24 protein-coding genes and 1 pseudogene are annotated in these 24,891 nt (G+C 67.3%); 9 read left to right on the top strand and 16 right to left on the bottom strand.

The features are described from left to right. Positions 1–5: 5 nt before the first annotated feature. From C265_RS05440 to C265_RS05460, 5 genes are read right to left on the bottom strand one after another with little or no spacing between them, the layout of a single operon-like run. Positions 6–467: a RidA family protein gene (locus C265_RS05440; RefSeq protein WP_010813559.1), complete on the bottom strand. Its 462-nt coding sequence runs from the start codon at positions 465–467 to the stop codon at positions 6–8. 11 nt (positions 468–478) lie between these two features. After that, on the bottom strand, positions 479–1,462 hold the full coding sequence (locus C265_RS05445; RefSeq protein ID WP_011615760.1) for a DMT family transporter: 984 nt from the start codon (positions 1,460–1,462) through the stop codon (positions 479–481). Positions 1,463–1,508: 46 nt separating this feature from the next. Continuing rightward, positions 1,509–2,147 carry a LysE family translocator gene (locus C265_RS05450; protein WP_010813557.1) on the bottom strand — a complete coding sequence of 213 codons (639 nt, stop codon included), beginning with the start codon at positions 2,145–2,147 and terminating at the stop codon, positions 1,509–1,511. Beyond that, positions 2,147–2,860, bottom strand: coding sequence for an alanyl-tRNA editing protein (locus C265_RS05455; RefSeq protein WP_010813556.1), 714 nt, complete (start codon positions 2,858–2,860; stop codon positions 2,147–2,149). The genes C265_RS05450 and C265_RS05455 overlap by 1 nt, the downstream gene beginning before the upstream one ends. A 34-nt stretch (positions 2,861–2,894) precedes the next feature. Continuing rightward, positions 2,895–3,572, bottom strand: coding sequence for a VOC family protein (locus C265_RS05460; RefSeq protein WP_010813555.1), 678 nt, complete (start codon positions 3,570–3,572; stop codon positions 2,895–2,897). 84 nt (positions 3,573–3,656) lie between these two features. Between C265_RS05460 and C265_RS05465 the strand changes: the two genes are divergently transcribed. The 3 genes from C265_RS05465 (at position 3,657) to C265_RS05475 (ending at position 7,818) form a co-directional block, all read left to right on the top strand. Further along, positions 3,657–5,207: a PLP-dependent aminotransferase family protein gene (locus C265_RS05465; RefSeq protein ID WP_010813554.1), complete on the top strand. Its 1,551-nt coding sequence runs from the start codon at positions 3,657–3,659 to the stop codon at positions 5,205–5,207. Positions 5,208–5,330: 123 nt separating this feature from the next. Next, the gene (gene htpG, locus C265_RS05470; RefSeq protein WP_010813553.1) at positions 5,331–7,232 is read left to right on the top strand and encodes a molecular chaperone HtpG; all 1,902 of its coding nucleotides are present in this window, start codon (positions 5,331–5,333) and stop codon (positions 7,230–7,232) included. Between the two features lie 73 nt (positions 7,233–7,305). Further along, the gene (locus C265_RS05475; protein ID WP_010813552.1) at positions 7,306–7,818 is read left to right on the top strand and encodes a DNA-deoxyinosine glycosylase; all 513 of its coding nucleotides are present in this window, start codon (positions 7,306–7,308) and stop codon (positions 7,816–7,818) included. An 18-nt stretch (positions 7,819–7,836) separates the two neighbouring features. On the opposite strand, the gene C265_RS05480 is transcribed toward C265_RS05475, so the two are convergent. The 3 genes from C265_RS05480 to C265_RS05490 all read right to left on the bottom strand — a co-directional run bounded on the left by C265_RS05480 (position 7,837) and on the right by C265_RS05490 (position 9,780). Continuing rightward, complete coding sequence (locus C265_RS05480; protein ID WP_010813551.1) at positions 7,837–8,625, bottom strand: type IV pili methyl-accepting chemotaxis transducer N-terminal domain-containing protein; 789 nt, start codon at positions 8,623–8,625, stop codon at positions 7,837–7,839. Positions 8,626–8,638: 13 nt separating this feature from the next. Next, the gene (locus C265_RS05485) at positions 8,639–9,319 is read right to left on the bottom strand and encodes a methyl-accepting chemotaxis protein (RefSeq protein ID WP_010813550.1); all 681 of its coding nucleotides are present in this window, start codon (positions 9,317–9,319) and stop codon (positions 8,639–8,641) included. A 242-nt stretch (positions 9,320–9,561) separates the two neighbouring features. Further along, complete coding sequence (locus tag C265_RS05490) at positions 9,562–9,780, bottom strand: hypothetical protein (RefSeq protein ID WP_210401216.1); 219 nt, start codon at positions 9,778–9,780, stop codon at positions 9,562–9,564. Between the two features lie 29 nt (positions 9,781–9,809). Between C265_RS05490 and C265_RS32115 the strand changes: the two genes are divergently transcribed. Continuing rightward, positions 9,810–10,301, top strand: a complete 492-nt coding sequence (locus tag C265_RS32115; RefSeq protein ID WP_168163304.1) for an MFS transporter — start codon at positions 9,810–9,812, stop codon at positions 10,299–10,301. A 52-nt stretch (positions 10,302–10,353) separates the two neighbouring features. Then, entirely contained in the window at positions 10,354–10,791 is a 438-nt protein-coding gene (locus tag C265_RS05500) for a universal stress protein (RefSeq protein ID WP_010813547.1), read from the top strand. Positions 10,792–10,834: 43 nt separating this feature from the next. Here C265_RS05500 and C265_RS05505 read toward each other — a convergent pair. Both C265_RS05505 and C265_RS05510 read right to left on the bottom strand, forming a co-directional pair. After that, positions 10,835–11,644: pseudogene (locus C265_RS05505) on the bottom strand (YoaK family protein); the annotation flags it as partial. Positions 11,645–11,700: 56 nt separating this feature from the next. Further along, entirely contained in the window at positions 11,701–12,570 is an 870-nt protein-coding gene (locus C265_RS05510; RefSeq protein ID WP_011615752.1) for a spermidine synthase, read from the bottom strand. Positions 12,571–12,893: 323 nt separating this feature from the next. Between C265_RS05510 and C265_RS05515 the strand changes: the two genes are divergently transcribed. The 3 genes from C265_RS05515 to C265_RS05525 all read left to right on the top strand — a co-directional run bounded on the left by C265_RS05515 (position 12,894) and on the right by C265_RS05525 (position 15,784). Beyond that, positions 12,894–14,030 carry a PLP-dependent cysteine synthase family protein gene (locus tag C265_RS05515; RefSeq protein WP_010813544.1) on the top strand — a complete coding sequence of 379 codons (1,137 nt, stop codon included), beginning with the start codon at positions 12,894–12,896 and terminating at the stop codon, positions 14,028–14,030. Between the two features lie 74 nt (positions 14,031–14,104). Further along, positions 14,105–14,857 (top strand): tetratricopeptide repeat protein, encoded by a 753-nt coding sequence (locus C265_RS05520; protein ID WP_010813543.1) that lies wholly within the window; start codon positions 14,105–14,107, stop codon positions 14,855–14,857. 54 nt (positions 14,858–14,911) lie between these two features. Next, positions 14,912–15,784 carry a spermidine synthase gene (locus C265_RS05525; protein WP_010813542.1) on the top strand — a complete coding sequence of 291 codons (873 nt, stop codon included), beginning with the start codon at positions 14,912–14,914 and terminating at the stop codon, positions 15,782–15,784. A 52-nt stretch (positions 15,785–15,836) separates the two neighbouring features. On the opposite strand, the gene C265_RS05530 is transcribed toward C265_RS05525, so the two are convergent. After that, complete coding sequence (locus C265_RS05530; RefSeq protein ID WP_010813541.1) at positions 15,837–17,468, bottom strand: ABC transporter substrate-binding protein; 1,632 nt, start codon at positions 17,466–17,468, stop codon at positions 15,837–15,839. A 137-nt stretch (positions 17,469–17,605) separates the two neighbouring features. On the opposite strand from C265_RS05530, the gene C265_RS05535 reads away from it, so the two are divergent. Then, the gene (locus tag C265_RS05535; RefSeq protein WP_010813540.1) at positions 17,606–18,292 is read left to right on the top strand and encodes a tRNA (guanosine(46)-N(7))-methyltransferase TrmB; all 687 of its coding nucleotides are present in this window, start codon (positions 17,606–17,608) and stop codon (positions 18,290–18,292) included. Between the two features lie 65 nt (positions 18,293–18,357). Here the strand turns inward: C265_RS05535 and C265_RS05540 are convergent, their stop codons facing one another. From C265_RS05540 to prpC, 5 genes are all read right to left on the bottom strand, one after another. Continuing rightward, positions 18,358–19,560, bottom strand: coding sequence for a DUF2863 family protein (locus C265_RS05540; RefSeq protein WP_010813539.1), 1,203 nt, complete (start codon positions 19,558–19,560; stop codon positions 18,358–18,360). Positions 19,561–19,666: 106 nt separating this feature from the next. Beyond that, the gene (locus C265_RS32475) at positions 19,667–19,822 is read right to left on the bottom strand and encodes a hypothetical protein (RefSeq protein ID WP_010813538.1); all 156 of its coding nucleotides are present in this window, start codon (positions 19,820–19,822) and stop codon (positions 19,667–19,669) included. 238 nt (positions 19,823–20,060) lie between these two features. Then, on the bottom strand, positions 20,061–22,766 hold the full coding sequence (gene acnA / locus C265_RS05545) for an aconitate hydratase AcnA (RefSeq protein WP_010813537.1): 2,706 nt from the start codon (positions 22,764–22,766) through the stop codon (positions 20,061–20,063). Between the two features lie 279 nt (positions 22,767–23,045). Further along, the gene (locus C265_RS05550; protein WP_010813536.1) at positions 23,046–23,603 is read right to left on the bottom strand and encodes a hypothetical protein; all 558 of its coding nucleotides are present in this window, start codon (positions 23,601–23,603) and stop codon (positions 23,046–23,048) included. 165 nt (positions 23,604–23,768) lie between these two features. Continuing rightward, a partial coding sequence (gene prpC, locus C265_RS05555) for a 2-methylcitrate synthase (RefSeq protein WP_010813535.1) occupies positions 23,769–24,891 on the bottom strand: 1,123 nt, incomplete at its 5' end.

Raw genomic sequence — 24,891 nt, forward strand, 5'->3', positions numbered from 1 at the left:
GGGCCTCAGGCCGCCTTCACTTCGGCGATCATCTCGATCTCGACACAGGCGCCCAGCGGGACCTGCGCCACGCCGAAGGCGCTGCGCGCATGCTTGCCCTTGTCGCCGAACACTTCGGCCAGCAGCTCCGAGGCGCCGTTGGTGACCAGGTGCTGCTCGGTGAATTCGGGAGTCGAGTTGACCAGGCTCATCACCTTGACGATGCGGGTGACGCGGTTCAGGTCGCCCACATGCGCGTGCAGCGTGGCCAGCAGGTCGATGGCGATCGCGCGCGCTGCGGCCTTGCCGGACTCGGTATCGATGTCCTTGCCCAGCTTGCCGGTCCATACCTTGCCGTCCTTGCGGGCGATATGGCCCGACAGGAACACGGTGTTGCCGGTTTGCGCGGCCATTACATAGGCGGCGGCGGGGGCGTTGACGGCCGGCAGTTCGATGCCGAGGCGGGCAAGGGTGTCGTAGACGGACATGTAGGCTCCAGTCAGTGAATGCGTCCAGGGAGGATCGGTGGCGTTTCCGGGGCGGGGGCGGGTGCGCTTTGCTGCACGGCGGCGCGGCGGCCGAGGGCCACGACGGCGATCACCGCCACCGCGAAGGCGATGGTGGGGGCGTCAAGCGGCTCGGCCAGGATCAGCGCACCGCCCGCCAGCGTCAGGAACGGCTGCAGCAATTGTATCTGGCCGACGCGCGCCACGCCGCCTTTTGCGAGGCCGGCGTACCAGAAAAGGAAGCCGACAAACATCGAGAACACCGACACATAGGCCATGCCGCCCCAGGCGCGCGGCGACGCCGCGGCTATTGCCGGCAGGTCGCGCAGGGTCAGCCAGGCCACCACCGGCACCAGCACCGGCAGCGACACCACCAGCGCCCAGCTGATGGTTTCCAGCCCGCCCTGCTCGCGCGACAGCTTGCCGCCCTCGGCATAGCCCAGCGCGCCCAGCACCACGGCGGCGAACAGGTACCAGTCCGCATGCTGCAGGCCGCCGGCACCCTGCCAGACGGCAAAGCCCACCACCAGCGCGCTGCCGGCCACGGCCGACAGCCAGAACGCCGGCGACGGCCGCTCACGCCCGAGCCAGGCGGCGAATACCGCGGTCGCCAGCGGCAGCAGGCCGATCACGATGGCGCCGTGGCTGGCCGGCACCTCGCGCATCGCCAGCGAAGAAAACAGCGGGAAACCCGCCACCACGCCCAGCGCGGTCACGGCCAGCCGCGGCCACTGGCCGCCGCGCGGGCGGCGGCTGGCGGACAGCGCGCCGCGCCAGGCAAGCAGCGCCAGCGCCAGCAGCGCGGCCAGCACGGCGCGTGCCAGTGCCACAAAGACCGGGTCCAGCTCGGCCACCGCCATGCGCGTGAACGGCAGCGTCTGGCTGAAGATTGCCACGCCGACAAAGCCGAGCAGCATGCCGCCGGAGGCCGGTGGGGCAGACGTCAGTGGCGGAGAAGCGGGGCGGCTGGCGGGCATGGTCGGGGTCTTGGTTGTCATCGGCTCGGAATCGGATCGCCGCGGGTCACTGCATGCCCGGGCTGGCGCTGACCGCAATCCACAGCGCGGTCAGCGCCAGCGCCGCGCCCATGGCGCGGTTGAACCAGCTCACGCGCTGGCCTTGCTGCAGCCATTGCCGCAACGACGCGCCCAGCACGCCGTACACGCCGTTGCTGACAAAGCCCAGCACTGCGAACAAGCCGCACACCAGCAGCACGCGCTGCAGCGGCGAGGGCGCGCCCGTCATGTAAGAGGCCGCGACTGCCAGCGCCAGCATCCACGCCTTGATGTTGGCGTACTGCAGCACCGCCGACTGCCACACGCTGAGCGGGCGCAGCACCTGCTTCTGCGCCAGCACCGTGCTGCGCGCGATCTTCCACGCCAGCCACAGCAGGTAGGCCACGCCGGCCAGGTGCACGCTGGCGGCCAGCGCGGGCTGGCCCAGGATCAGCGCGCCCACGCCCAGTGCGCACAGCGCCAGGATGCTGGCAAAGCCGAAGGCCACGCCCACGCAGTGCGGCAGCGTGGCGCGCAGCCCGAAGTTGGCGCCGGTGACCGCGGCGATGGTGGTGTTGGGCCCGGGCGTGAACAGGCCCACCGTCAGCAGGGTCAGCAGGGCCAGGAACTGCGCGGCCGTCAGGCCGGTGAGCAAGCCGGACGCCATCACGCGAACGCGACCACCACGCGCCGGTTGGTGCGGCTCTTCTTCTCGATCCTGGTCACCACCACTGCGCCGATCTCGCTGGTGTTGGCCACGTGCGTGCCGCCGCAGGGCTGGCGGTCCACCCCGGGGATTTCGATGATGCGGATGCTGGCCGTGCCCGCCGGCGGCGCGGCGCCGATGGTGCGCACCAGCTCGGGCTGGGCGGCCAGTTCCTGCGGCGTGATCAGCGTGGTGCGCACGGCGGTGTCGGCGTGGATCAGCGCGTTCAGGCGTTCGGTCAGGTCGGCCTTGTCCAGGGTCGATTCCGGCAGGTCGAAGTCGACGCGCGCCGACTCCGGCGAGATGCCGCAGCCGGTCACCGGCACCGGGATCAGCGAGCCCAGCAGGTGCAGGCAGGTATGCAGCCGCATCAGCTTGTGGCGTCGCGCCCAGTCGATGGTCACGGTGACGCGCTCGCCCACGCGCGGCAGCGGCGCATCCGGTGCGGGCACATGCAGGATGCGGCTGCGGTCTTCGGCGTAGATGGTGTCGGCGATGGCCACCGTGCGCCCGTCGGCCAGCGCCAGCGTGGCGGTGTCGCCGGCCTGGCCGCCGCTGCGCGCGTAGCACACGGTTTCGTCGAGTTCGATCCCTTCGGCGCCCGCCGCCACCACGGTGGCGGTGCAGTGGTCGAGGTAGGGGTCTTCGTCGAAGCGCTTGCGGGTGGCGGACATCGGGGGTCTCCTGGTGGGCTTGTTCCGGGTGTGGCTAGCGCAGGGTGCGGATGCCCTGCGCGGTTTCGATTTCGGCGCTCAGTTCAGGCGGGCCGTCGGCCTGCTCGATGGCGATGAGGTGGTCGGCGCCCAGCCAGGCCAGCCCCTGGCGCAGCAGCTCGGCACGCGGGTGGCGCCCGGACAGCTTGCGCAGCGCCAGGTCCTGCCGCGGCAGGCTGACGCCGGGGTAGCTGGCCACGTCCCACTGGATTAGGCTGGGCAGCAGGCCGTCGCCGGCGATGTCGGCTTCGCCCGGCCAGGCCGGCAGGCTGCCATCCTCGGGCACGGTGATGCGCCAGTGCAGGCCGCCGCGGGTCATCGGGATGACCGGGGCGATGCGCTCCGGGTACTGCGCCTGCCACCGGCCCAGGTCGGCGGGGCGTTCCACGCGCGCGGCCCAGTGCAGCAGGAAGGGGCCGTCGCGCAGGCGCTGCTGTACGGCCTCGGTGTCCAGGCCGAACCAGCGCGCCCGGGCCGGCGCGGTTGCCGCCGGATCGACCGCGATCACTTCCAGGTAGACGCCGCCGAACATGCCCAGCACACGGTTGTGCGTGCCCATGGCCGTGTGCGCACCGCCGCCCTGGGGCGCAATGCCCAGCAGGCCGGCAACATGGTCCGTGCCGGCGTCCAGGTCGGGCGCGGCGATGACAAGGTGATCGAGGGCGAGCTTCATCTTGGCTTGATGGTAGACAAGGTAGTCGGTACAGTACCGGTACAGTTGAGCGGATCGTATTCAGTACAGTTGCAGGAGCAGCACATGGATGCCAACAGCAGGGATGGCGACGCCGGCGGCGAGACCGCCACCGTCACCCGTCAGAAGGATAGCGGAGGCGACGCCCACAGCACATCGGGGCATACCTCCGGCCGCGCGCTGCGGCTGGTGGTGCCGCCCACCGAGCGCTTCCCGGATCCGATCCCCTCGGCGCAGATGACGCTGGTCGAGCAACTGACCGAATGGGCCCGCATGCGCATCGACGAGCGCGTGTTCCGCTCCGGCATGCGCATGCCGTCGATCCGGCAGCTGGCCCAGGAGAAGGGCATCTCGCGCTTTACCGTGGTCGAGGCCTATGAGCGGCTGGTGGCGCTGGGCTACCTGGAATCGCGCCGCGGCTCCGGCTTCTACGTGCGCGAGCGTGCCCCGGCCGCGCCCGCGGCGCCGGTGTCCGGCGCCGTGGCGGTGGCGCGTAATATCGACGTGACCTGGCTGCTGCGCAGCATGTTCCATACCGCCGAGGCGCACAAGGCGCCCGGACTGGGCTTCCTGCCCAATGACTGGCTCGACGGCGAACTGATCGCCAGCGCGCTGCGCGGGCTGGGCCGCCAGCCCGGCAACCATTTTCTGGCCAGCGGCACGCCGCAGGGCTTCCTGCCGCTGCGCCAGCAGTTGCGCACCCGGCTGGAAGAACTGGAGATCGGTGCCAGTGCCGAGCAGATCGTGCTGACCTCGGGCATCACCCAGGCCCTGGACCTGATCGCGCGGCTCTACCTGCAGCCCGGCGACACGGTGCTGGTGGGCGACCCGGCCTGGTTCGTGATGTTCGGCCGCTTTGCCGCGCAGGGCGCCCAGGTGATCGGGGTGCCGTACACCGCCGAAGGGCCGGACCTGGAGGCGCTGGAGCGCATCGTGCAGGCGCGGCGGCCCAAGCTGTTCGTGATCAACTCGGTGCTGCACAACCCCACCGGCACCTCGCTGTCGGCGGCCAAGGCCTTCCAGCTGCTGCGCCTGGCCGAGCAGTACGACTTCCTGATCGTCGAGGACGATATCTACTGCGACCTGTGCCCGCCCGGCCACGCCGCCACCCGGCTGGCCAGCCTGGACCAGCTGCGCCGGGTGATCTACCTGGGCAGCTTTTCCAAGACGCTGGCGGCCAACCTGCGCGTGGGCTTTATCGCCGCGCACCCGGAGACGGCGTCGGCGCTGACCGACAGCAAGCTGCTGGCGGGGCTGGCCACGCCGGAGATCAACGAACGCGTGCTGTACAAGGTGCTGACCGAGGGCCACTACCGCAAACATGTGGAGCGCGTGCGCACCCGGCTGGACCGCGCCCGCGACGAGACCCGGCGCGAGCTGGAGCGCCTGGGCCTGCGGCTCTTTCCCGGCCAGCACGCCGGCATGTACCTGTGGGCCGATACCGGCCGCGACACCAACGCGATCGCCACCGCGGGGCATGAAGAGGGCTACCTGTTCGCCCCGGGCAGCCTGTTCTCGCCGTCGCAGATGCCGTCGGGCTGGATGCGCTTCAACGTTGCCAGCAGCGGCCACCCGGAAATGCTGGCCTTCCTGGCGCGCCAGCTAGAACGCCTGTAAGTCACATCCCGGCAGCACCCGGGCCTTGAAAAATGGCCCGGGCGGCCCTATGTCTGGCGGCACCGGCCACAGGACCGTGGCCACACCGACTTTCCAGATTCGCCTGTTTCCAAGAGGAGAACCATGACCGCACCGCACGAGACGATGAGCTTCCAGGCGGAAGTGAAGCAACTGCTGCACCTGATGATCCACTCGCTGTACAGCAACAAGGAAATCTTCCTGCGCGAGCTGGTCTCGAATGCTTCGGACGCCACCGACAAGCTGCGCTTCGAGGCGATCGCGAACCCGTCCCTGCTGGAGAACGACGCCGACCTGGCGATCCGCATCGAGGCCGACGCCAAGGCGCGCACGCTGACGATCACCGACAACGGCATCGGCATGAGCCGCGACGAGGCCATCCACAACCTCGGCACCATCGCCCGCTCGGGCACCAAGGAATTCTTCCAGCAGCTTTCCGGCGACCAGCAGAAGGACGCCGCGCTGATCGGCCAGTTCGGCGTGGGCTTCTACTCGGCCTTTATCGTCGCCGACAAGGTCACGGTGGAAACGCGCCGCGCCGGCCTGGGCGCCGAAGACGCGGTGCGCTGGGAAAGCACCGGCGACGGCGAGTTCACCATCGATGCCATCGCCCGCAACGAGCGCGGCACCACCATCACGCTGCACCTGCGCGAGGGCGAGGACGACTTCCTCTCGGCCTGGCGCCTGAAGGGCATCATCCAGAAGTACTCGGACCATATCTCGCTGCCGATCCGCATGCCCAAGGAGGTGTGGGACGCTGAATCCAGCACCTACCAGCGCACCGCCGAGTGGGAAAGCGTGAACCAGGCCAGCGCGCTGTGGACCCGCGCCAAGTCCGACATCACCGACGAGCAGTACACCGCCTTCTACCAGCACATCGCGCACGACAACGAGGCGCCGCTGGCCTGGACCCACAACCGCGTGGAAGGCCGCAGCGAATACACCCAGCTGCTGTATATCCCGGCGCGCGCCCCGTTCGACCTGTGGGACCGCAACCACAAGGCCGGCCTGAAGCTGTACGTCAAGCGCGTCTTCATCATGGACGATGCCGACCAGCTGCTGCCGGGCTACCTGCGCTGGGTCAAGGGCGTGGTCGATTCCGCCGACCTGCCGCTGAACGTATCGCGCGAACTGCTGCAGGAAAGCCGCGACGTCAAGGCCATCCGCGAGGGCTGCACCAAGCGCGTGCTGTCGATGCTGGAAACGCTGGCCGACAGTGAAGAAGAAGCCGAGCGCGCCAAGTACACCACCTTCTGGCAGCAGTTCGGCCAGGCGCTCAAGGAAGGCATCGGTGAAGACCAGGCCAATCTGGAGCGCGTGGCGAAGCTGCTGCGCTTTGCCTCCACCCACAACGACACCGCCGAGCAGAACGTGGCGCTGGCCGCCTACGTCGGCCGCATGAAGGAAGGCCAGGACAAGATCTACTACGTCACCGCCGATACCTGGTCCGCCGCGAAGAACAGCCCGCACCTGGAAGTGTTCCGCAAGAAGGGCATCGAAGTGCTGCTGCTGACCGACCGCGTCGATGAATGGATGCTTTCATTCCTGCGCGAGTTCGACGGCAAGGAACTGGTGTCGGTCGCGCGCGGCGACCTGGACCTGGGCAAGCTCGCCGACGAAGCCGAGAAGGCCGAGCAGGAAAAGGCCGAGGCCGACTGGAAGGACGTGGTCGATCGCGCCAAGACCGTGCTCGACGGCAAGGCCAAGGACGTGCGCGTGACGCTGCGCCTGACCGCGTCGGCCTCGTGCCTGGTCTCTGACGAAGGCGACATGAGCGGCTATCTGCAGCGCCTGCTCAAGCAGGCCGGCCAGAAGGCGCCGGACGCCCAGCCGATCCTGGAACTGAACCCGGAACACGCGCTGGTGCAGAAACTGCGCGATCTCCCCGAGGGCGATGCCTTCAGCGACCGCGTGCAGGTGCTGTTCGACCAGGCGCTGCTGGCCGAAGGCGGCATGCTGGACGATCCGGCTGCGTATGTGCAGCGCGTCAACAAGCTGCTGGCCTGACGCCCCGGCTGCCCCCGCCGCGCAGGCGGCGGGGGATTCCCATCTCAATGTGTTGTAGCGGAGCGCGTGACCGATGACACTGAAGCGGTGCTTCCCGCCTGTCGTTGACGCCGGCACGCGCATCCTTATTCTCGGCAGCCTGCCGGGCGAGGCGTCACTGGCGCAATGCCAGTATTACGCGCATCGGCAGAATCAGTTCTGGCGCCTGACCGGCGAAGTTCTCGGTGAAGACCTGGTCCGCATGGAATATGCCGCGCGGCTGCAAACGCTTCTGGCGCATCACGTCGGTCTGTGGGACGTGGTGGCGCAAGCGAAGCGTGAGGGCAGCCTGGACAGCAACATCCGGGATCACGCCGGCAACGACCTGGCGAGCCTGATCGAATCACTACCCAGGCTGGCTGTCATCGCCTTCAATGGCGGCACTGCCGCGCGTATCGGTTTGAAGGCCCTTGGGCAGCATGGCGACCATCACCGGATCATCAGGCTTCCTTCCAGTAGTCCCGCTCATACCTTGCCCTACACGGAAAAGCTGGGCGCCTGGCAGGCATTGCAAGAGTGGCTGCCTGTAAGGCAGCGTCTGGCATAGCTCGTTCACGCACCCACGTTACCTGGGCATCCCTTCATACATGCCGGTGACGTCATCCATTACCTGAAGAATACGCTCGCTGGTCGTGGCGATGTTCCTCAACTGTTCCGCGCGACTGACCCCGGTCTGGTTGAGTGCCTCTTCAAAGAACAGCCACTGAGACCCGGCCAGCAGCAGTTCGCGACGGATTGCCTCGGTGTTTTGCGGCGCCGAGGTGAGAAGCTCCTGCGCGGCTGCGAATTCCCTGGTAGCCATGTCCAGATCCTGCGCCATCCGGGGGGAGGTAATGCCCCAGGCGCGGAACATGCTGATCTTGGCGATTCTCTGCGAGAGCATCCGCTGGCGGCCGGCAACGTTGATCAGCTTGCCCGTCGCGGTGCCCGAATGTTTCTCGAGCAGGAGGGTCCCCTGTTGCGCAAGCTTCAGCACGTCCTCGCTCATTCTTGCGATGGTTTTCGCGCTATCGGGATTCGGATCGCCGCCGGACAGCAACTGTCTATAGGGAATCCATGTCTGCTCGAGCCTGGCGTAGGTATCCTTGATCTCCGGCGTGGGTGCGAACGCCTTCAGCTCCATGAGCTGCTTGTCGAAGAGCGCCACGGACTGCTCGAGAATCTTCTTCGAACGTTCGACTTCAACGCCGAGGCCAGCCTGGCAGTAAGCCTTGGCCATGCGCTGAGACAGCATGCGCTGGCGGCCCGCCTTGTTGATCGCCGCGTTGATCGTCAGCGTTTCGGCGCAAGCGGTCCCGGCCAGCGCCAGGACGCTGCAGACAATCAGGCAGAAGGAACTGAGGTAACGTTTCAAGGGCGTCTCCGCGTCAGGCTCTGGTTGGTCCTTTGGGCCCGTCGTTCGAGCCGACGACGTGGCGGATCAGCTGATCCATTTCCTTGATGATGTCCGCAAGCACCTGCGTGATCACCGAGAACTCCCTGCCGTACTCTCCCGCCCGCGCCGCCGAGATGCGTGCATTCATTGCGACGATGTTGGCCTGCATCGAAATACCGCTGAGGCGATCGGCGAGGTCGGTCTGGCGTTTGCGCACAGCGAGCTCGCAACGGTGCATTTCCTCCTGGTAGGCCTGCGTGACAGTCTGCAGCAGCTCAAGTATCGGCGTGGCCTGCGTCACAAGCACATCGAGGAATGATGCTTGCCGGCTGGTGTCGGCCAGTGGTGTGTCTATCGCTGTTCTGACCCGGGCGATGAATTCACGGATGCGAGCGTCAGCGCGCGCACTGCCAAAGTACAGTTGCTGCAAGGCGCCGGAGAATGTGCCGGGGAAGCGCTCACTGCCCGTCACGAGATCCGAATGCGCCGACTCGAACATTGACAGGCACTTGCGTGCGATATCGAGCGCGGCAGTGTCCCCCCGCGAAGCGAGCAGCATCTGAAGGACGATCCGTTGCGACAGCATGCGCTGCCTGCCGGAAAGGTTGATCAATGCGCCGATGGTCTCGGCGGACACTTCGGTCTCGGGTGACTGAGTGGAGGGAGCGTTCATGCCATGCCTTGCAGGTAGTGTCGACGCAGACGCGCACCGCGCTGACCGGCGAAGCAAAAGCGCCCCGAAGCGAGATGCCTGCGAACCGGTTGTCCGGTTCGTGGTCCATTCGCTTCGGGGCGTCGTTGCCCGGGATGCTCCTTTTCGGAGCATGTCATCGCGACTTGCCATCTTGTTTCAAGGCCGCCGTTGGCCTGTGCGACCGCTTCGCAATATCCATGCCATGGCTCACGGAAGTTGCATCAGCTTCTTTCGGCGACACCTGCCTCGTGCTGCTGCGACGCATCCACGGACGCGGTGCTGAAGTCCACCGGACCCACGCGCGTGCGCAGGTTCAGGGTGATCTCGCCGTGCGCGCGCGTAAATGCGGGCAGGCGCGGGATCAGCCAGTAGCTGCCCAGCGACGCACCTACCGAGAGCGACAGGGCGCCACCTCTGCCCTTGAGGGTCATCACGTTCATGGTGGCCCGCTCCAGCTGCCGCAGCAGCGGTGCAATTTCAGCCAGGTATTCGCGCCCGCATCGGTGAGCGCCATGGCGTCGCGCCGCCCGGTGCCAGGACATGGCCGCGGATCCGATCATCACGGCATGATTTCCTGACAGTGCCTCGCCACGTCCTGCACGCCGGCATCGCCTCGGCGGTGCCCTATGTGGTGGCCTTTGCCTGCCTGCTCGTGGTGGGCTGGCTGCTCGACAAGGTCGGGCAGGGCCGCGAGCGCGTGTTCATGGCGGTCGGCGCCACCGTCATGGCTGTCTTCATCGCGCTGATGGCCTATGCCGGGCCTGACGCGGCCCGCAGCCAGCCAACGGCTTCGCAAATCGCCCGTACTGAATCCACCCGTGAGCATGTGACGCATGCCGGATTGCCGTGGGCCATGGCGCACCTATACTGGAGTCGAGCGACGAATCATTCGAAACCGGGGGTATCGATCGCTCCTTGTAGTGCGCCTTGCGGGCTTGCACTTTCGGACGCATGGCGATGACGCATCGGAAGTGAGCGCCTTAGCCGGCAACCATGCTGGCAAGGAGGCAATCATGTTCAAGCATCTCCTGCTGGCGGTCGATGGTTCCGACCTGTCTGAATCGGCGTTCCGCAAGGCTCTCACGCTGGCGCGGGACATGGGGGCGAGTGCCACCGCGGTGCGCGTCTGTCCGAACTACCACGTCCTGACCTACCAGGTCGAGATGCTGGAGGACACGCGCGAAACCTACGTGAAGGAGGCCTGGGAAAACGCGACCCGCTACCTGCGCGGACTGGCCGACGAGGCCGTCGCCGCGGGCGTGGCCTGTGACACGGCATACGTCGTCAACGACCATCCCTACGAGGCTATCATCAAGACGGCCGAGGAAAAAGGCTGCGACCTGATCGTGATGGCTTCGCACGGGCGGCGCGGGGTCCAGGGCATGCTGATCGGCAGCGAAACCCTGAAGGTGCTGACCCACAGCAAGATCCCGGTGCTGGTGTACCGCTAGGCGGCGCCTAGCGCCGCCGGCGCGGCGCGCCCGCCTGCACGCATTGCCGCATCCGCGCCGCCAGGCGCGGCAGTGAGCCTGTGCGCCAGCGGCTGCGCAGGTCGTCGCTCAGCGGCACTGCGATCAGCGCCAGCAGCAGCGCGGCCAGCGGCAGCGTGGCGCTGAAACCCATGTGCTTGAAGCCCAGCGCGCCGGTGATGCCGCCGGCAAAGAACAGCGTGACCAGCACCACCAGCAGGCGCAGCTTGCGCCGGTTGGCGAGCACGCGGGGCAGTGGGCGCGCTTGTGTGCGTGATGGCGTGCGCGCCGGCGCGGCTGCGTTCCAGTAGCACAGCTTGCCCAGCTCGATGCCGATATCGGTGACCATGCCAGTGAGGTGTGTGGTGCGGATCTCGGCGTTCGAAAGCTTGGTGATCATGGCATTCTGCAGCCCCATGATGAAACACAGCAGCATCACCGTGGCTGGCACGAACAGCCACTGGTGCTGCCCCAGGTTGCCGCCGATCAGGCCAAAGCACAGCAGCAGCCCCGCCTCCAGCGCCAGCGGCAGCGCGTATTCACTGTGCAGCCGTTGGCGTCGTCCCCAGTTGACCAGCACCGCCGAGCACGCGGCGCCGCCGAGAAACGACAGCAGCGCCCCGACCCCATCCAGCACCAGCGCGAAGCTGCCCAGCGCCAGGTTGTCGGCCATGGCCGAGACCACGCCGGACATATGCGAGGTGTATTGCTGCACGGCCAGGAAGCCGCCGGCATTGATGGCGCCGGCGACAAAGCAGAGGTAGCCGGCCAGGTGCCGGTTGGCGTGGGGGCTACGCCGCTTCCCGGTCAGTTTGCGCAGGTACAGGATCGGCATGGCGATGGGGCGGCGTCTGGCGGATTGGGAAGGGCGGCGGCGGACCTGCGTTGCCGCTACAGGGTGTCCCGGGGCCGGGCAAGGGCGTGCCAGGCGTCGGGGTCGGCGGCAACCGCCTCGCCGCGCTTCATGCGGCGGGCAGTCGGTGTCAGCTTCAATGCATGCACGGCTTCCAGCGCCCGTGCGCGTGCCAGCAGCGTCTGCAGCGACGGCAGCCGGGGCGGGCCTTTCCAGGCAAACAAGGTGTAGTTGCAGCTGTCCTCGGCGCGTGCGACCGACATCGAGGCCCCGAACACGGCGCGCACCGCGCCCAGGTAGTGCGGCATGCCGCGGTCGCTTGCAAGGAAGTTGGCCACCAGCATGCCGTCGTCGGCCAGCCGCGCGTGGCAGGCCGCGTAGAAGCCGGCGGAGCCAAGCTGCAGCGGCATGCCGTCAGCCAGGAAGCCGTCGACGAGGATGACCTCGGGGCGCGCTTCCCGGCCCCTGACGTACTCGGCGCCATCGGCGCAGACCACCTGCAGGCGGACATCGTCGGGCGGAATGCGGAAGCGCTCGCGCAGTGCGATCACCGCCGGGTCGATCTCGACAGCGACCACCCGCGTGGCGGGCAGGTGCCGGTAGCAATACTTGACCAGCGAGCCTCCGCCGAGCCCGATCACCGAAATCCGTGCCGGCGACGGATGCAACAGCAGGAATCCCATCATGGTGCGCGTGTAGCCCAGCACCAGCCGGTCGGGATCGCGCCGCGACATGAAGCTCTGCGTGGCCAGCACGTCGAAGTGCAGTGACAGGGCGGTCTCGGTCTCCAGCACCACGGGCGTGCCGTCGCGCGGGGCTTCGGCCAGGAAGCGCATATAGGACTCAAAGGATGTGCGGCGGCTACCCGCTGCGACGCCGGGGTCGGCGTCCGGTTTGCGTTCGTTCATGACGGCAGCCTTGCGCAATGCAGGATCCGGGGACCAGCCGGCTGGCTGGCGCGGGCAAGGCGGCGGGTGGCTCGCCCGGGTATCGCGGACATCGTGGACATCTGTTTCAGTCACATAGGATATTAATCGTATTATCATATCCCAGCACCCGCGCGGTGGCTGCATCCGGCGGGGAAATGCCATGCCCGGTCCCGCGGTTGTGGTGAAACCGCCCTTTGCGGGCTGTGCCAGCCCGCCTGCCCATCCCGGAAACTGGATTTGCGGCGTGCGCTTCTGGCATCCTGACGGTCTGTCCTGACGTCCGGCCTGCCCGGAACACTGCCATGCCACTTTCCGACTGGACCCACGAAGCCATCCGCAAGATCGATGCGGATTTCAACCGCTCCGCCGACACCCACCTGATCCCGCTGGACCTGCCGGGCTACCCGGACATCCGCGTCTATTTCAAGGACGAGTCCAGCCACCCGACCGGCAGCCTCAAGCACCGGCTGGCGCGGTCGCTGTTCCTGTATGCGCTGTGCAACGGCTGGCTGCACGAGGGCAGCACGGTGGTTGAGGCATCCAGCGGCTCGACCGCGATCTCCGAGGCTTACTTTGCGCGGCTGCTCGGGCTGCCGTTCGTGGCGGTGATCCCGGCGGGGACCTCGCGCGCCAAGATCGAGGCGATCGAGTTCTACGGCGGGCACTGCCACCTGGTGGGCAGCCCGTCCGGGATCTACGCCGCCTCGCGCCGCATTGCGCAGGAGACGGGCGGGCATTTCATGGACCAATTCACCTACGCCGAGCGCGCCACCGACTGGCGCGCCAACAACAATATCGCCGAGTCGATCTTCAAGCAGATGGCGCACGAAGAGCATGCGGTGCCGGCCTGGCTGGTATCGAGCGGCGGCACCGGCGGCACCATCGCCACGCTGGGGCGCTATGTGGCCTATCGGCGCCACAAGACCCGCGTGCTGTGCGCGGATCCGGAGAACTCGGTGTTCTTTGACTACTTCCGCAGCTGCCTGGACGGCAAGCCGCAGCCGGACCTGTCCCTGGCGGAGGGCTCGCGCATTGAAGGCATCGGCCGGCCGCGCGTGGAGCATTCGTTTATCCCGACCTGTATCGACGCCATGCTTAAGGTGCCGGACGCGCTCTCGTTCGCGGCCATGCGCTACCTCGCCGGGCGCTTCGGGCGCCGCGTGGGCGGGTCCACCGGCACCAATTTCGTCGGCGTGCTGTACCTGGCCCAGCAGATGCGCGCGGCGGGGGAGGGCGGCGCCATCGTCAGCCTGCTGTGCGACAGCGGCGAGCGCTACGGCAACACCTATTACGACGATGCCTGGTACAGCGCGCAGGGCATTGCCATCGAGGCGGCCGATGCGCTGGTGGCGCGCGCGGTCAATGGCGAGGCCGTGCTGACGCCGCAGGCGGTGGCGGGGCTGCAGTCGGCCGGCGCCGGCATCCCGGCGGGCGGCTGAAACCCGTGGCCCCGCCTTTCTGTCACAATGCCGGCGGCTGGCGCGCCGGCCATTGATTTCAAGGTAAATTCCCTATGCGTATCTTCGGCATCAGCATCCATATCATCGTTGCACTGTTCTTTGCGGTGCACGCGGTGCGCACACACCAGAACATGTACTGGCTGCTGATCCTGTTCCTGTTCCCGGGGCTGGGCAGCGTGGTGTATTTCTTCGCGATCTACCTGCCCGAGCTGCGCCAGTCGCGCGGCGCGCGTGCGGCCACGCGTGCCATCACGCAACTGGTCGATCCGAACCGCGCGGTGCGCGAGGCCCGCTCAGACTTTGACCGCGCCCCGACGGTGGCGCACCGCATGCGCCTGGGCGCCGCGCTGCTGGCGGCCGGGGAGCCGTCGGAAGCCCTGCAGCACTACCAGGCAGCGGCCAGCGGACCGTTTGCGACCGATCCGGCGCTGCTACAAGGACTGGCACAGGCGCAGTTCGCCACCGGCGATGCGGCCGGCGCGCTGGCAACGCTGGAAAAGCTGTTCGCCACCAATCCGCAGTCGCGCCAGCAGCCCGATCCGGCCTTGCTGTATGCGCGCGCGCTGGCGGCCACCGGCGCATCCGGCACGCGCGCCGCGTTCGAGCAGGCGCTGACCAGCGCCAGCGATGCCGCGCCGCGCTGCCTTTTCGCCGACTGGCTGGCGGCGCAGCCCGACGCCGCCGACCGCGAACGCGCGCAGCAGCTCTATGCCGATATCGTCCACGACGCCCGCCACTGGCCGCGCCACGCCCGCGAACACAACCGCGAATGGCTGCAGCGCGCGCAGGCGGCGCTGGGCAAGTAATCCGCGTTTCCCCCATCCATGCTGGAACGGGTGCTGAACGCCTTTCTCGACAACATGACCCTACTGAAACGCAAATCGATTGAAGCCGTGGCCTCGCGCCGTCCGGCACGTGGCACCCGCACCCGTGGCGAGGCGCCGGCACGCGAAGAAAAACGCATGACGCCGCGCTTTGCGCCGGTGACCTTCTCGGAAATGGAAGGAGTGCGCTACCTGCACTTCGGCACCGAGTGGGTGCAGGGCGCGATGCGCCTGCGCAAGCCCGATGCGATCGAGCTGGAATACGCGCAGCAGATGATGGCCTGGCTGCTGTTCCTGTCGCCCTCGGTCGAAGAATTCCACGTGGTGCAACTGGGCCTGGGCGCAGCGGCGCTGACCAAGTTCTGCCACCGCCAGTTCAGCCGCGCGCGCGTGACCGCGGTGGAGCTGAACCCCGCGGTGATCATCGCCGGGCGCAGCATGTTCGGCCTGCGCGAGGACGACGCGCGCCTGACCGTGCGCGAGCAGGATGCCTGGGACTACGTCATGGACGGCACCCATGCCGGCGCCATCGACGTGCTGCAGGTGGACCTGTACGACGCCACCGCGCGCGGCCCGGTGCTGGACACCACCGCGTTCTACCGCGCCTGCCGCCGCACGCTGAAGGCACCCGGGGTGATGACCATCAACCTGTTCGGCGACCACGACAGCTTTCCGAAGAATATCGAACGCATCTGCGATGCCTTCGACAACCGCGTGCTGGTGTTCCCGGAAGTGCATGACGGCAACGTCATTGCGCTGGCATTCAATGGGCCGGAGATCGATGTGTCGTGGGAAGTGATCGAGGCGCGCGCCGATGTGGTCGAGAAGACTACCGGCCTGCCTGCGCGCGACTGGGTGCAGAAGCTGCGCGCGGCGAATGCGCGGCAGGAAGAGCGGTTGAAGATCTGAGGAACGGCCGCTCTCCCGCTGCGCGGGAGAGCGGCAGCAGGCAGTCCCGCCCTCACTCCTTGTGGAAGAACTGCGCCAGCGACCACTCGTCGGTGCGCGCCTCGTACTTCAGTCCCTTCTTCATCGCCCACATCGCCAGCTGGCTGTGCGACGGAATGATCGCGTGGTCGGCCAGCGCAAACTTGGCCGCGATGCGGGCATTCTCCTCACGCGCCTTGTCGCTGCTGACGGTAGTCAGCGATTTCTCGATCAGCTGGTCCAGCTGCTGGTTGCTGTACTTGCCCCAGTTCCAGGTGCCGTAACCGGTCTTGGGGTTGGGCGTGCCAGTGATCGAGCGCAAGGCCACGTCGGCCGCGGCCGAGCCCCAGCCCAGCATCTGGAAGGCGAACTCGCCCTGGCGTGCGCGCGTGAAGTAGGCCGCCACCGGCAACGTCTCCACCTTGGTCTGGATGCCGATGCGCGTCAGCATGCTGGCGGTGGCCTGCGCCACTGCGGCGTCGTTCAGGTAGCGGTTGTTGGTGGCGTGCAGCGTCAGGCCGAAGCCGTCGGGGTAGCCCGCGTCGGCCAGCAGTTTCTTCGCGCCTTCCGGATCATAGGCCTCCGGCTTGGTGCCCGGATGCCCGAAGATCTGCGGCGACACGATCGACGATGCCGGCACCGCCAGCCCTTCCATGATGCGGCTGATGATGGCGTCGCGGTTCAGCGACTTGCTGATTGCGGCGCGCACGCGCGCATCCTTGAACGGGTTCTTGCCCAGCGGCTTGCCGGCCTTGTCGGTGACGAAGGGCGGGTTGTCGCGCGACTGGTCCATCTGCCAGAAGATGGTGCGCCACGACACCTGCTGCTCGATCTTGAACTTCGGATTCTGCTTCAGCTTCGCGACGTCGGCCGACGGTACGCTCTCGATCACGTCGACATCGCCCGCCAGCAGCGCGGACGAACGCGCGCCGTTGTCGGTGAGGATGCGGAAGATGGCGCGGTCCCACTCGGGCTTGGGGCCCCAGTAGTTGGGGTTGCGCTCCATCACGATTTCCTGCCCGCGCGCAAAGCGCACGAACTTGAACGGGCCGGTGCCGATCATCGCCTTGCCCGAGTCGAAGTCCGCCTGCGTCAGCGTGGCGGCGACCTTCTTCGGCATGATCGGCACGCTGTTCAGGTCGTTGGCCAGGTTGGCGTAATTGGGCACGCTCATGGTCAGGCGCACCGTCAGCGGGTCGGGCGTGTCGATGCGCGCGATCGGCTTGGTGTAGCTGGTGAACGAGCCGGGGCTGTTGACCAGCTTCTCCGGGCGCTCCAGCGAGGCCTTGACGTCCTCGCTGGTAAAGGGCGAGCCGTCATGCCACTTCACGTTGGGGCGCAGCTTGATCTCCCAGGTGATGGCGTTGACCGGCTTCCACGACAACGCCAGGCCGGGGATGTAGCGCGCGTTCTTGTCCATGAACACGAGCGACTCGAACACATGCAGCGCGATGGCGTTGTTGGGGCCCGAGTTGTTCCAGTGCGGGTCCATCGAGGTCACGTCGGCCGCCAGGCCGATGCGCAGGTCTTCGGCGTGGGCGGCACCCGCCGGCAGCAGCGTGAAGGCGGCACTGCCAAGCACCAGCGCGGTGGCGGCATGGAGCACGGCGCGACGGGCAGGGCGGCGGGGCGGACGTTGCGGCGGCAGGGCGTGGGTCGGTGTCATCTGGCTGGCTCCTCGTACGGGTCCGCGCGGGCGCGGCCGGGTTCTCAGGCGGGTTTGTCCCGCATTGTGCCGCTAAAGTGGCTTGGTTGCAGCCTTTGGCGCGGGCAGGCAAGCCGATGCGGGACGGCGCCGTTAGAATGGCGCCCATGTTTGCCAATTCCCGCACCATTGTCTCGGCCCAGGCCGATGTCCACGAACACCTGGCCGCGCGCGTCGCGCGCCACCTGGCCGAGCCGTTCCGCAAGCCCATCGGCGAAGCCAGCCGGCGCGAGCTCGGCGCGGCGCTGCAAAGCTGGCAGCAGGCCGGCGGCGCGCCGCTGATCCTGGATGCGGGCTGCGGCGTGGGCGAAAGCACGCTGCGGCTGGCCACAGCGTTCCCGGACCACTTCGTGATCGGCATCGACCAGTCCGAGAAGCGCCTGGCCGCCGGCAAGGACTGGTGGGGCGAGGCGCCGATGCCAGCCAACTTCTGCTGGGCGCGGGCCGACCTGGTCGATGTGTGGCGCCTGCTGCAGGCCGAGGCCGTGCCGGTGGCGCGCCACTACGTGCTGTACCCGAACCCGTGGCCCAAGATCGGCCACCTGGGGCGGCGCTGGCAGGGGCATGCGGTGTTCCCGGCGCTGGCCGCCTGCGGCGACTATCTGGAGTGCCGCAGCAACTGGCGCATCTATATCGATGAGTTTGCCCAGGCGCTAGCACTGGTCGGGCGCCCGGCGCGGGTAGAGGCGTGGGCCCCGGCGCAACCGATGACGCCGTTCGAGCGCAAGTACGGGGCATCGGGCCACGGCTTGTGGCGCTGCGTCAGCGAGCGCCAGCGCGCCTGAGCGGCTCGCCAATGAAAACGGCCCGCGCATGCGGGCCGTCTTTTTGCCAGGCGCAGCCGGGCGCGTCAGTGGAACAGCGGCTGCTGCGTCGGGGCGTCCTCGGGCAGTTCGGCATGCACGATCTCGCCGTTGCGGTCCGCGTACAGCGGCGTGCCGCAGTCCTCGCAGTATTCCGGATCGAACAGCGCGGCGTGGCGGAAGATGTCTTCTACGCCGGCGTTGCGCAGTTCCTCGCAGATCTGCTCGAGCGGGTTGCCCTTTTCGTCGGCATCGACCTCGCCGGCTTCGCGGCCGTAGACCGGCCACACGATGCCGTAGATCACATCCTTCTCGCCGCGCATGGTGAAGCCCACGCGGTATTCCTCGACCACTTCCTCGCCGAAGGCAGCCACCACGGCGGCCAGCTGGCCGGCGGAGATGTCGAGCGTGCCGCACAGGTAGTTGACCGCGGCGCGCACGGTCAGCGGGCGGATGCTCTTGTCGGACTCGCGGCAGGACAGGAAGAATGCGTCGGGCAGCAGCAGCTCGAACTCGCAGCCCGGCAGCAGCAGCGCCACCGACGGCTGCACCTGGGTGCGCCACTGGTCGAGGCAGGTCGAGCGCTCGGCGTGGTGCTCCTTGGCGTCTTCCTGCCAGCGGAACAGCGCCTGCTCGTGCGGAGCCACCACCACGGCCAGCAGGTAGCGCGGATCGGCCAGGATCGGCGCGGTCTCGGGCAGGTCGCGCAAGTCGACCTTGGGTACCGTGCCGGCCAGGGCGGCCGCGGACAGCTTGTGCGTCAGCGCAAAGGTGTCGCTGTGCGTGCGCGGCAGCTGGTCGATGCTGTATAGGTAGGGCGACAGCGAGACCTTGGTCCCGGTGGCCAGCACATGTGCCTGCAAGTGCACCGCCAACGTTTGCGCCAGCTCCGGCTTGAGCGAGCCGGAGGGAATGGCGTAGCGCGTGTGCGCCAGGATCGGGGCGGCGATCAGCAGCGCGTCATGGCGCTGGCCGTCGACCTCGATGGTGGCGGATTCGGCGAGCGTCTCGGCCTGCTCGGCCAGCACGTCGGAGGCGTCTGCATTGTGCTTGAACAGGTGTTCCAGCGCCGCGTCGAGCGCGGTCTGGCTCCCGTTCTTCAGCAGGCGGCCCAGGCGCTGCGAGAGCCGCCGTTCCCAGTACGCGTCCTCCATGCGGCTGCCCGAAGCGTCGAGGGCGAGCGCATCGGCCACCAGACGCTCGGCGTCAGGGGAGAGTCGTGGGGAAGCCTTGGGGCGAAAACCTGCCATAGAAAGAAACCGTCCGTTTATGCGTAAAACGGTATTCTACTCGTTGCGTTGACACGCAGGCCGCTATATGCGTGCAGCGTGTGCGGACGCGCCCGGGCGTGTGGCTTTATTTCTGGGCCGGAGCGGAGGCGGCAGGGGCCGCGGGCGCGTGGCTTTCGACGCTGTGCGACTCGCCGGACATGGAAACGTCGCTGCCGCCCTTGGTCAGCAGGTAGAGGGCCGCGCCGGCAACCACGACGAATGCGATAAGGATCTTAACCATGGTGTCTCCTGATTCTGGATGATGCCGGGCGGACCCGGCTTCCGGTCGTGCGACCGCTGTTCTTGTGCAACACAGTGTGGCAGCACTGGCTTGCGTGGAACTTACACGCGCCCGGCTTCGTTCGGGGTGATGCAAGGGGCGCAGGACCTCAATGAAAAACGCCGCCTGCCCGGGCCCCGCAACGGGGCCCGGGCAGGCGGCGTCAGCCTTGGCAGGCTGCGGGCGCCTCAGGTGGATCTCAGGCGGCCAGCAACTGGCGCAGCACGAACGGCAGGATGCCGCCGTGGTTGTAGTAGTCGACCTCGATCGGCGTATCGATGCGCAACAGCACCGGCACGCGCTGCACGTCGCCATTGGCGCGATGGATCACCAGCACCACGTCCTGCTGCGGCTTCAGGTCGCCCTCGATGCCTTCGATATCGAAGGTCTCGTTGCCGGTGATGCCCAGCGTCTGCGCACTGTCGTTGCCCTTGAACTGCAGCGGCAGCACGCCCATGCCGACCAGGTTGGAGCGGTGGATGCGCTCGAAGCTGCGTGCCACCACGGCCTTCACGCCCAGCAGCTGCGTGCCCTTGGCGGCCCAGTCGCGCGACGAGCCGGTGCCGTACTCTTCGCCGCCGAACACCACCGTGGGCGTGCCCTCGGCCACGTACTTCATGGCGGCATCGTAGATCGACATTTCGTCACCGGTGGGCTGGTGCAGCGTGATGCCGCCTTCCACGCGCGAGCCGTCGGCCTTGGGCGGGATCATCAGGTTCTTGATGCGCACGTTGGCGAAGGTGCCGCGCATCATGACTTCATGGTTGCCGCGGCGCGAACCGTAGCTGTTGAAGTCGGCCTTCAGCACGCCGTGCGACAGCAGGTACTTGCCCGCGGGCGAGGTGTCCTTGATCGATCCGGCCGGTGAGATGTGGTCGGTCGTCACCGAATCGCCGAAGATGCCCAGCGCACGCGCGCCGCGCACGCTGGCGCTGGTGGCGGCGGGCTGCATGCTGAAGTCCTGGAAGAAGGGCGGCTCGGCGATGTACGTCGACTTGGGCCAGTCGTAGACCTGGCCCTTGGTGCCCTTGATGCCGGCCCACAGCTTGCTCGGCTTCTTGACCTGTTCGTAGTTGCCCTTGAAGGTCTTGGCATCCATCGCGTACTTCATCAGTGCGTGGATTTCTTCCGAGGTCGGCCAGATATCGCCCAGGTAGATGTCGCGGCCCTTCTTGCCCTTGCCCACGGGCTCGGTCATCAGGTCGCGCGTGACATTGCCGGCGATGGCGTAGGCCACCACCAGCGGCGGCGAGGCCAGGAAGTTGGCACGGATGTTCGGGTGGATGCGGGCCTCGAAATTGCGGTTGCCCGACAGCACGGCAGCGGCCACGAGGTCGTTCCTGGTGATGGCCTCGTTCAGCTCGGGCGTCAGGTCGCCGGCGTTGCCGATGCAGGTGGTGCAGCCATAGGCGGTCACGCCGAAGCCCAGCTTTTCCAGGTAGGGCAGCAGGCCGGCGGCCGTCAGGTATTCAGTCACCACGCGGCTGCCCGGGGCCAGCGAGGTCTTGATGTGCGGCGCCACCGTCAGGCCGGCTTCCACCGCCTTCTTGGCCAGCAGGCCGGCGCCCAGCAGCACGCTCGGGTTGGAGGTGTTGGTGCAGGACGTGATCGCGGCGATCAGCACGTCGCCGTTCTTCACCTCGAGGCCGTCGGTGGTGGTGTAGGCGCGGTCCAGGTCGGCCGCCTCCTTGTTGAAGCCGTTCTCGGCCACCGGCTTGCTGAACAGCGAGGCGAAGGTGCTCTTGACGTTGCCGATCTCGATGCGGTCCTGCGGACGCTTCGGGCCCGCCAGCGACGGCGCCACCGTGCCCAGGTCCAGCGTCACCACCTTGCTGTAGTCGATCTCGCCGGCCCTGGGAATGCCGAACATCTTCTGTGCGCGGAAATAGCCCTCGAACGCGGCGATTTCCTCTTCGGTGCGGCCGGTGCCCTTGAAGTAGTCGATGGTCTTCTCGTCCACCGGGAAGAAGCCCATGGTGGCGCCGTATTCCGGCGCCATGTTGCCGATGGTGGCGCGGTCGGGCAGGGCCAGGCTGGCGGTGCCTTCGCCGAAGAACTCGACGAACTTGCCGACGACCTTCTCCTTGCGCAGCATCTCGGTGATGGTCAGCACCAGGTCGGTGGCGGTGACGCCTTCGCGCAGGCGGCCCTTCAGCTCCACGCCAACCACGTCCGGCGTCAGGAAATAGACCGGCTGGCCCAGCATGCCGGCTTCGGCCTCGATGCCGCCGACGCCCCAGCCCACCACGCCGATGCCGTTGATCATGGTGGTGTGTGAGTCAGTGCCGACCAGGGTGTCCGGGTAGTAGACGCCGTCTCTCTTGTGCACGCCACGGGCCAGGTATTCCAGGTTGACCTGGTGGACGATACCGAAGCCCGGCTGCACCACGCCGAAGGTATCGAAGGCCTGCATGCCCCACTTCATGAACTGGTAGCGCTCGTTGTTGCGCTGGAATTCCAGCTGCATGTTCAGGTCCAGCGCCTTCTTTTCGCGGAAATGGTCGACCTGCACCGAGTGGTCGACCACCAGGTCCACCGGCACCAGCGGCTCGATCTTCTTGGGGTTCTTGCCCATCTTCTCGGCGACGTTGCGCATCGCGGCGAGGTCGGCCAGCAGCGGCACGCCAGTAAAGTCCTGCAAGACCACACGGGCCACCACGAAGGGAATTTCGTCGACGCGCTCGGCGTTCGGCTTCCAGTTGGCAAGTTGCCTGACGTGCTCTTCGGTGACCTTCTTGCCGTCGCAGTTGCGCAGCACCGATTCCAGCACCACGCGGATCGACACCGGCAGTCGCCCGATTGCCACGTCCAGCTCCTCGCCCAACTGGGGCAGGGAGTAATACTGGCCCTTGCCGGAAGAGCCGATCTTGAATTCTTTTAGCGTGTTCTTGAGGTTGTGGGGCATTGCCGTACTCCGATCGAAGGATGATGCGATGGCATTTGGCTCGGACCTGAATCGAGACCCCGGTGCGCTGCCGCGGCATTTGACCGCGGTCCGAGGCCGGCAGCGCACTGCAACTGCATACTCTAACCGCCGCGCGGCTTTGGCGCCACCCGGCTCGGCAACCCGCCGGCCGCGACGGCGCCGGCCCGACAGCATGCCCACCCGGGATTGGCCGCCCGGCAAGGCAAAAAAGGGCGCTGGCGGCCGGAATTCAGCGGCCGCCAGCGCCCCGGTACGGACTTACTGCTTGGGTGCTGCGGATTGCTGGGCGCCTTCCGGCACCTGCGTCGGGCCGCCCGGGGGCGTGACCAGCAGCGGGGTGGTGGCCGGGGCGCGCAGGCCGCCGGCCTGGGTCGGGGCCGCGGCGCCGGCCTGCATGGCGGCGCTCTGGCAGTCGTCGGCCAGGCGCTGGCCCAGGTTCTTGTTGAACAGCATGGCCTTGCTCGGGATCACCACCAGGTCCAGGCCGGTGCGGGCGTCATAGTAGCGGTCGGCGCCGGTCACCGTGGCCTGGCGCGGCAGCTTGTAGTCCTTGCCTTGCCAGTGCACGGTCAGGACTTCGTCGCGCAGCATGTCGCCGGCGATATACAGGTTGTTGCCCAGTTCACACTGCCATTTTTCGCCGTTCGGGGTGACCGCGGCAGCAGCGCCGGCCGCTGCGGCGGTTCCGGCGGCCGCCTTCTTCTTGGTCGAAGCCTTCTTGCTGGTGGTCTTCTTGGCGGGTTCCTGCGCCATCACGGCGGTGGCGGTGGTCAGGCTGAATGCGCCGATGCAGGCGGCAAGGACAAGATGTTTCATATTGTGAGTGCCTTTCGGATACTGAAATCGATTTATGTTTCATTCGCCGCCGTCAAACCGGGCGGCGCCGGGACAATTTCCGCCGCTATTCTCTACGATTTGCCCAGAGCGGCGTAGTGCTCTGGTCTTTGGTTACATTATCGACGGGGGCTAGTTGGCCCCGCTTCACTTGCGCTTGCCGATCGGCACGAACTTCAGGTTCTCCGGACCGGTGTAGTTGGCGCTCGGGCGGATGATCTTGTTGTCGATGCGCTGCTCGATAATGTGCGCGGCCCAGCCCGAAGTACGCGCGATCACGAACAGCGGCGTGAACATCGCCGTCGGCACGCCCATCATGTGGTAGCTCACCGCGCTGAACCAGTCCAGGTTCGGGAACATCTTCTTGATGTCCCACATCACCGTTTCCAGGCGCTCGGCGATGTCAAACATCTTCATCGAGCCGGCATCCTTCGACAGCTTCTTCGCCACTTCCTTGATCACCTGGTTGCGCGGGTCGCCGGTGGTGTACACCGGGTGGCCGAAGCCGATCACGACTTCCTTGTTCCCGACGCGGCGCGTGATGTCGGCCTGGGCCTCGTCGGGGTTGTCGTAGCGCTTCTGGATCTCGAACGCGACTTCATTGGCGCCGCCGTGCTTGGGGCCGCGCAGTGCGCCGATGGCGCCGCTGATCGACGAATACATGTCCGAGCCCGTGCCGGCGATCACGCGGGCGGTGAAGGTCGAGGCGTTGAACTCGTGCTCGGCGTACAGGTTGAGCGAGGTGTGCATGGCGCGCTCCCACAGCGCCGACGGCTTCTCGCCGTGCAGCAGGTGCAGGAAGTGGCCGCCGATGGAGTCATCGTCGGTTTCGACTTCGATACGGCGGCCGTTGTGGCTGTAGTGGTACCAGTACAGCAGCATCGAGCCGAGGCTGGCCATCAGCCGGTCGGCAATGTCGCGCGCGCCCGGGGTGTTGTGGTCTTCCTTCTCCGGCAGCACGGTGCCCAGCACCGACACGCCGGTGCGCATCACGTCCATCGGGTGGGCGCTGGCGGGCACCCATTCCAACGCGGCCTTCACATTGGCGGGCAGGCCGCGCAGGCTCTTGAGCTTGGCCTTGTAGGCGGCCAGTTCGGATCTGGTCGGCAGCTTGCCGTGCACCAGCAGGTGGGCGATTTCCTCGAACTCGCAGGTCTCGGCGATGTCGAGGATGTCGTAGCCGCGGTAGTGCAGGTCGTTGCCAGTGCGGCCGACGGTGCACAGCGCGGTATTGCCGGCGGTCACGCCCGACAGGGCGACGGATTTCTTG

It is taken from the genome of Cupriavidus sp. GA3-3, assembly GCF_000389805.1.
Classification (GTDB): domain Bacteria; phylum Pseudomonadota; class Gammaproteobacteria; order Burkholderiales; family Burkholderiaceae; genus Cupriavidus; species Cupriavidus necator_D.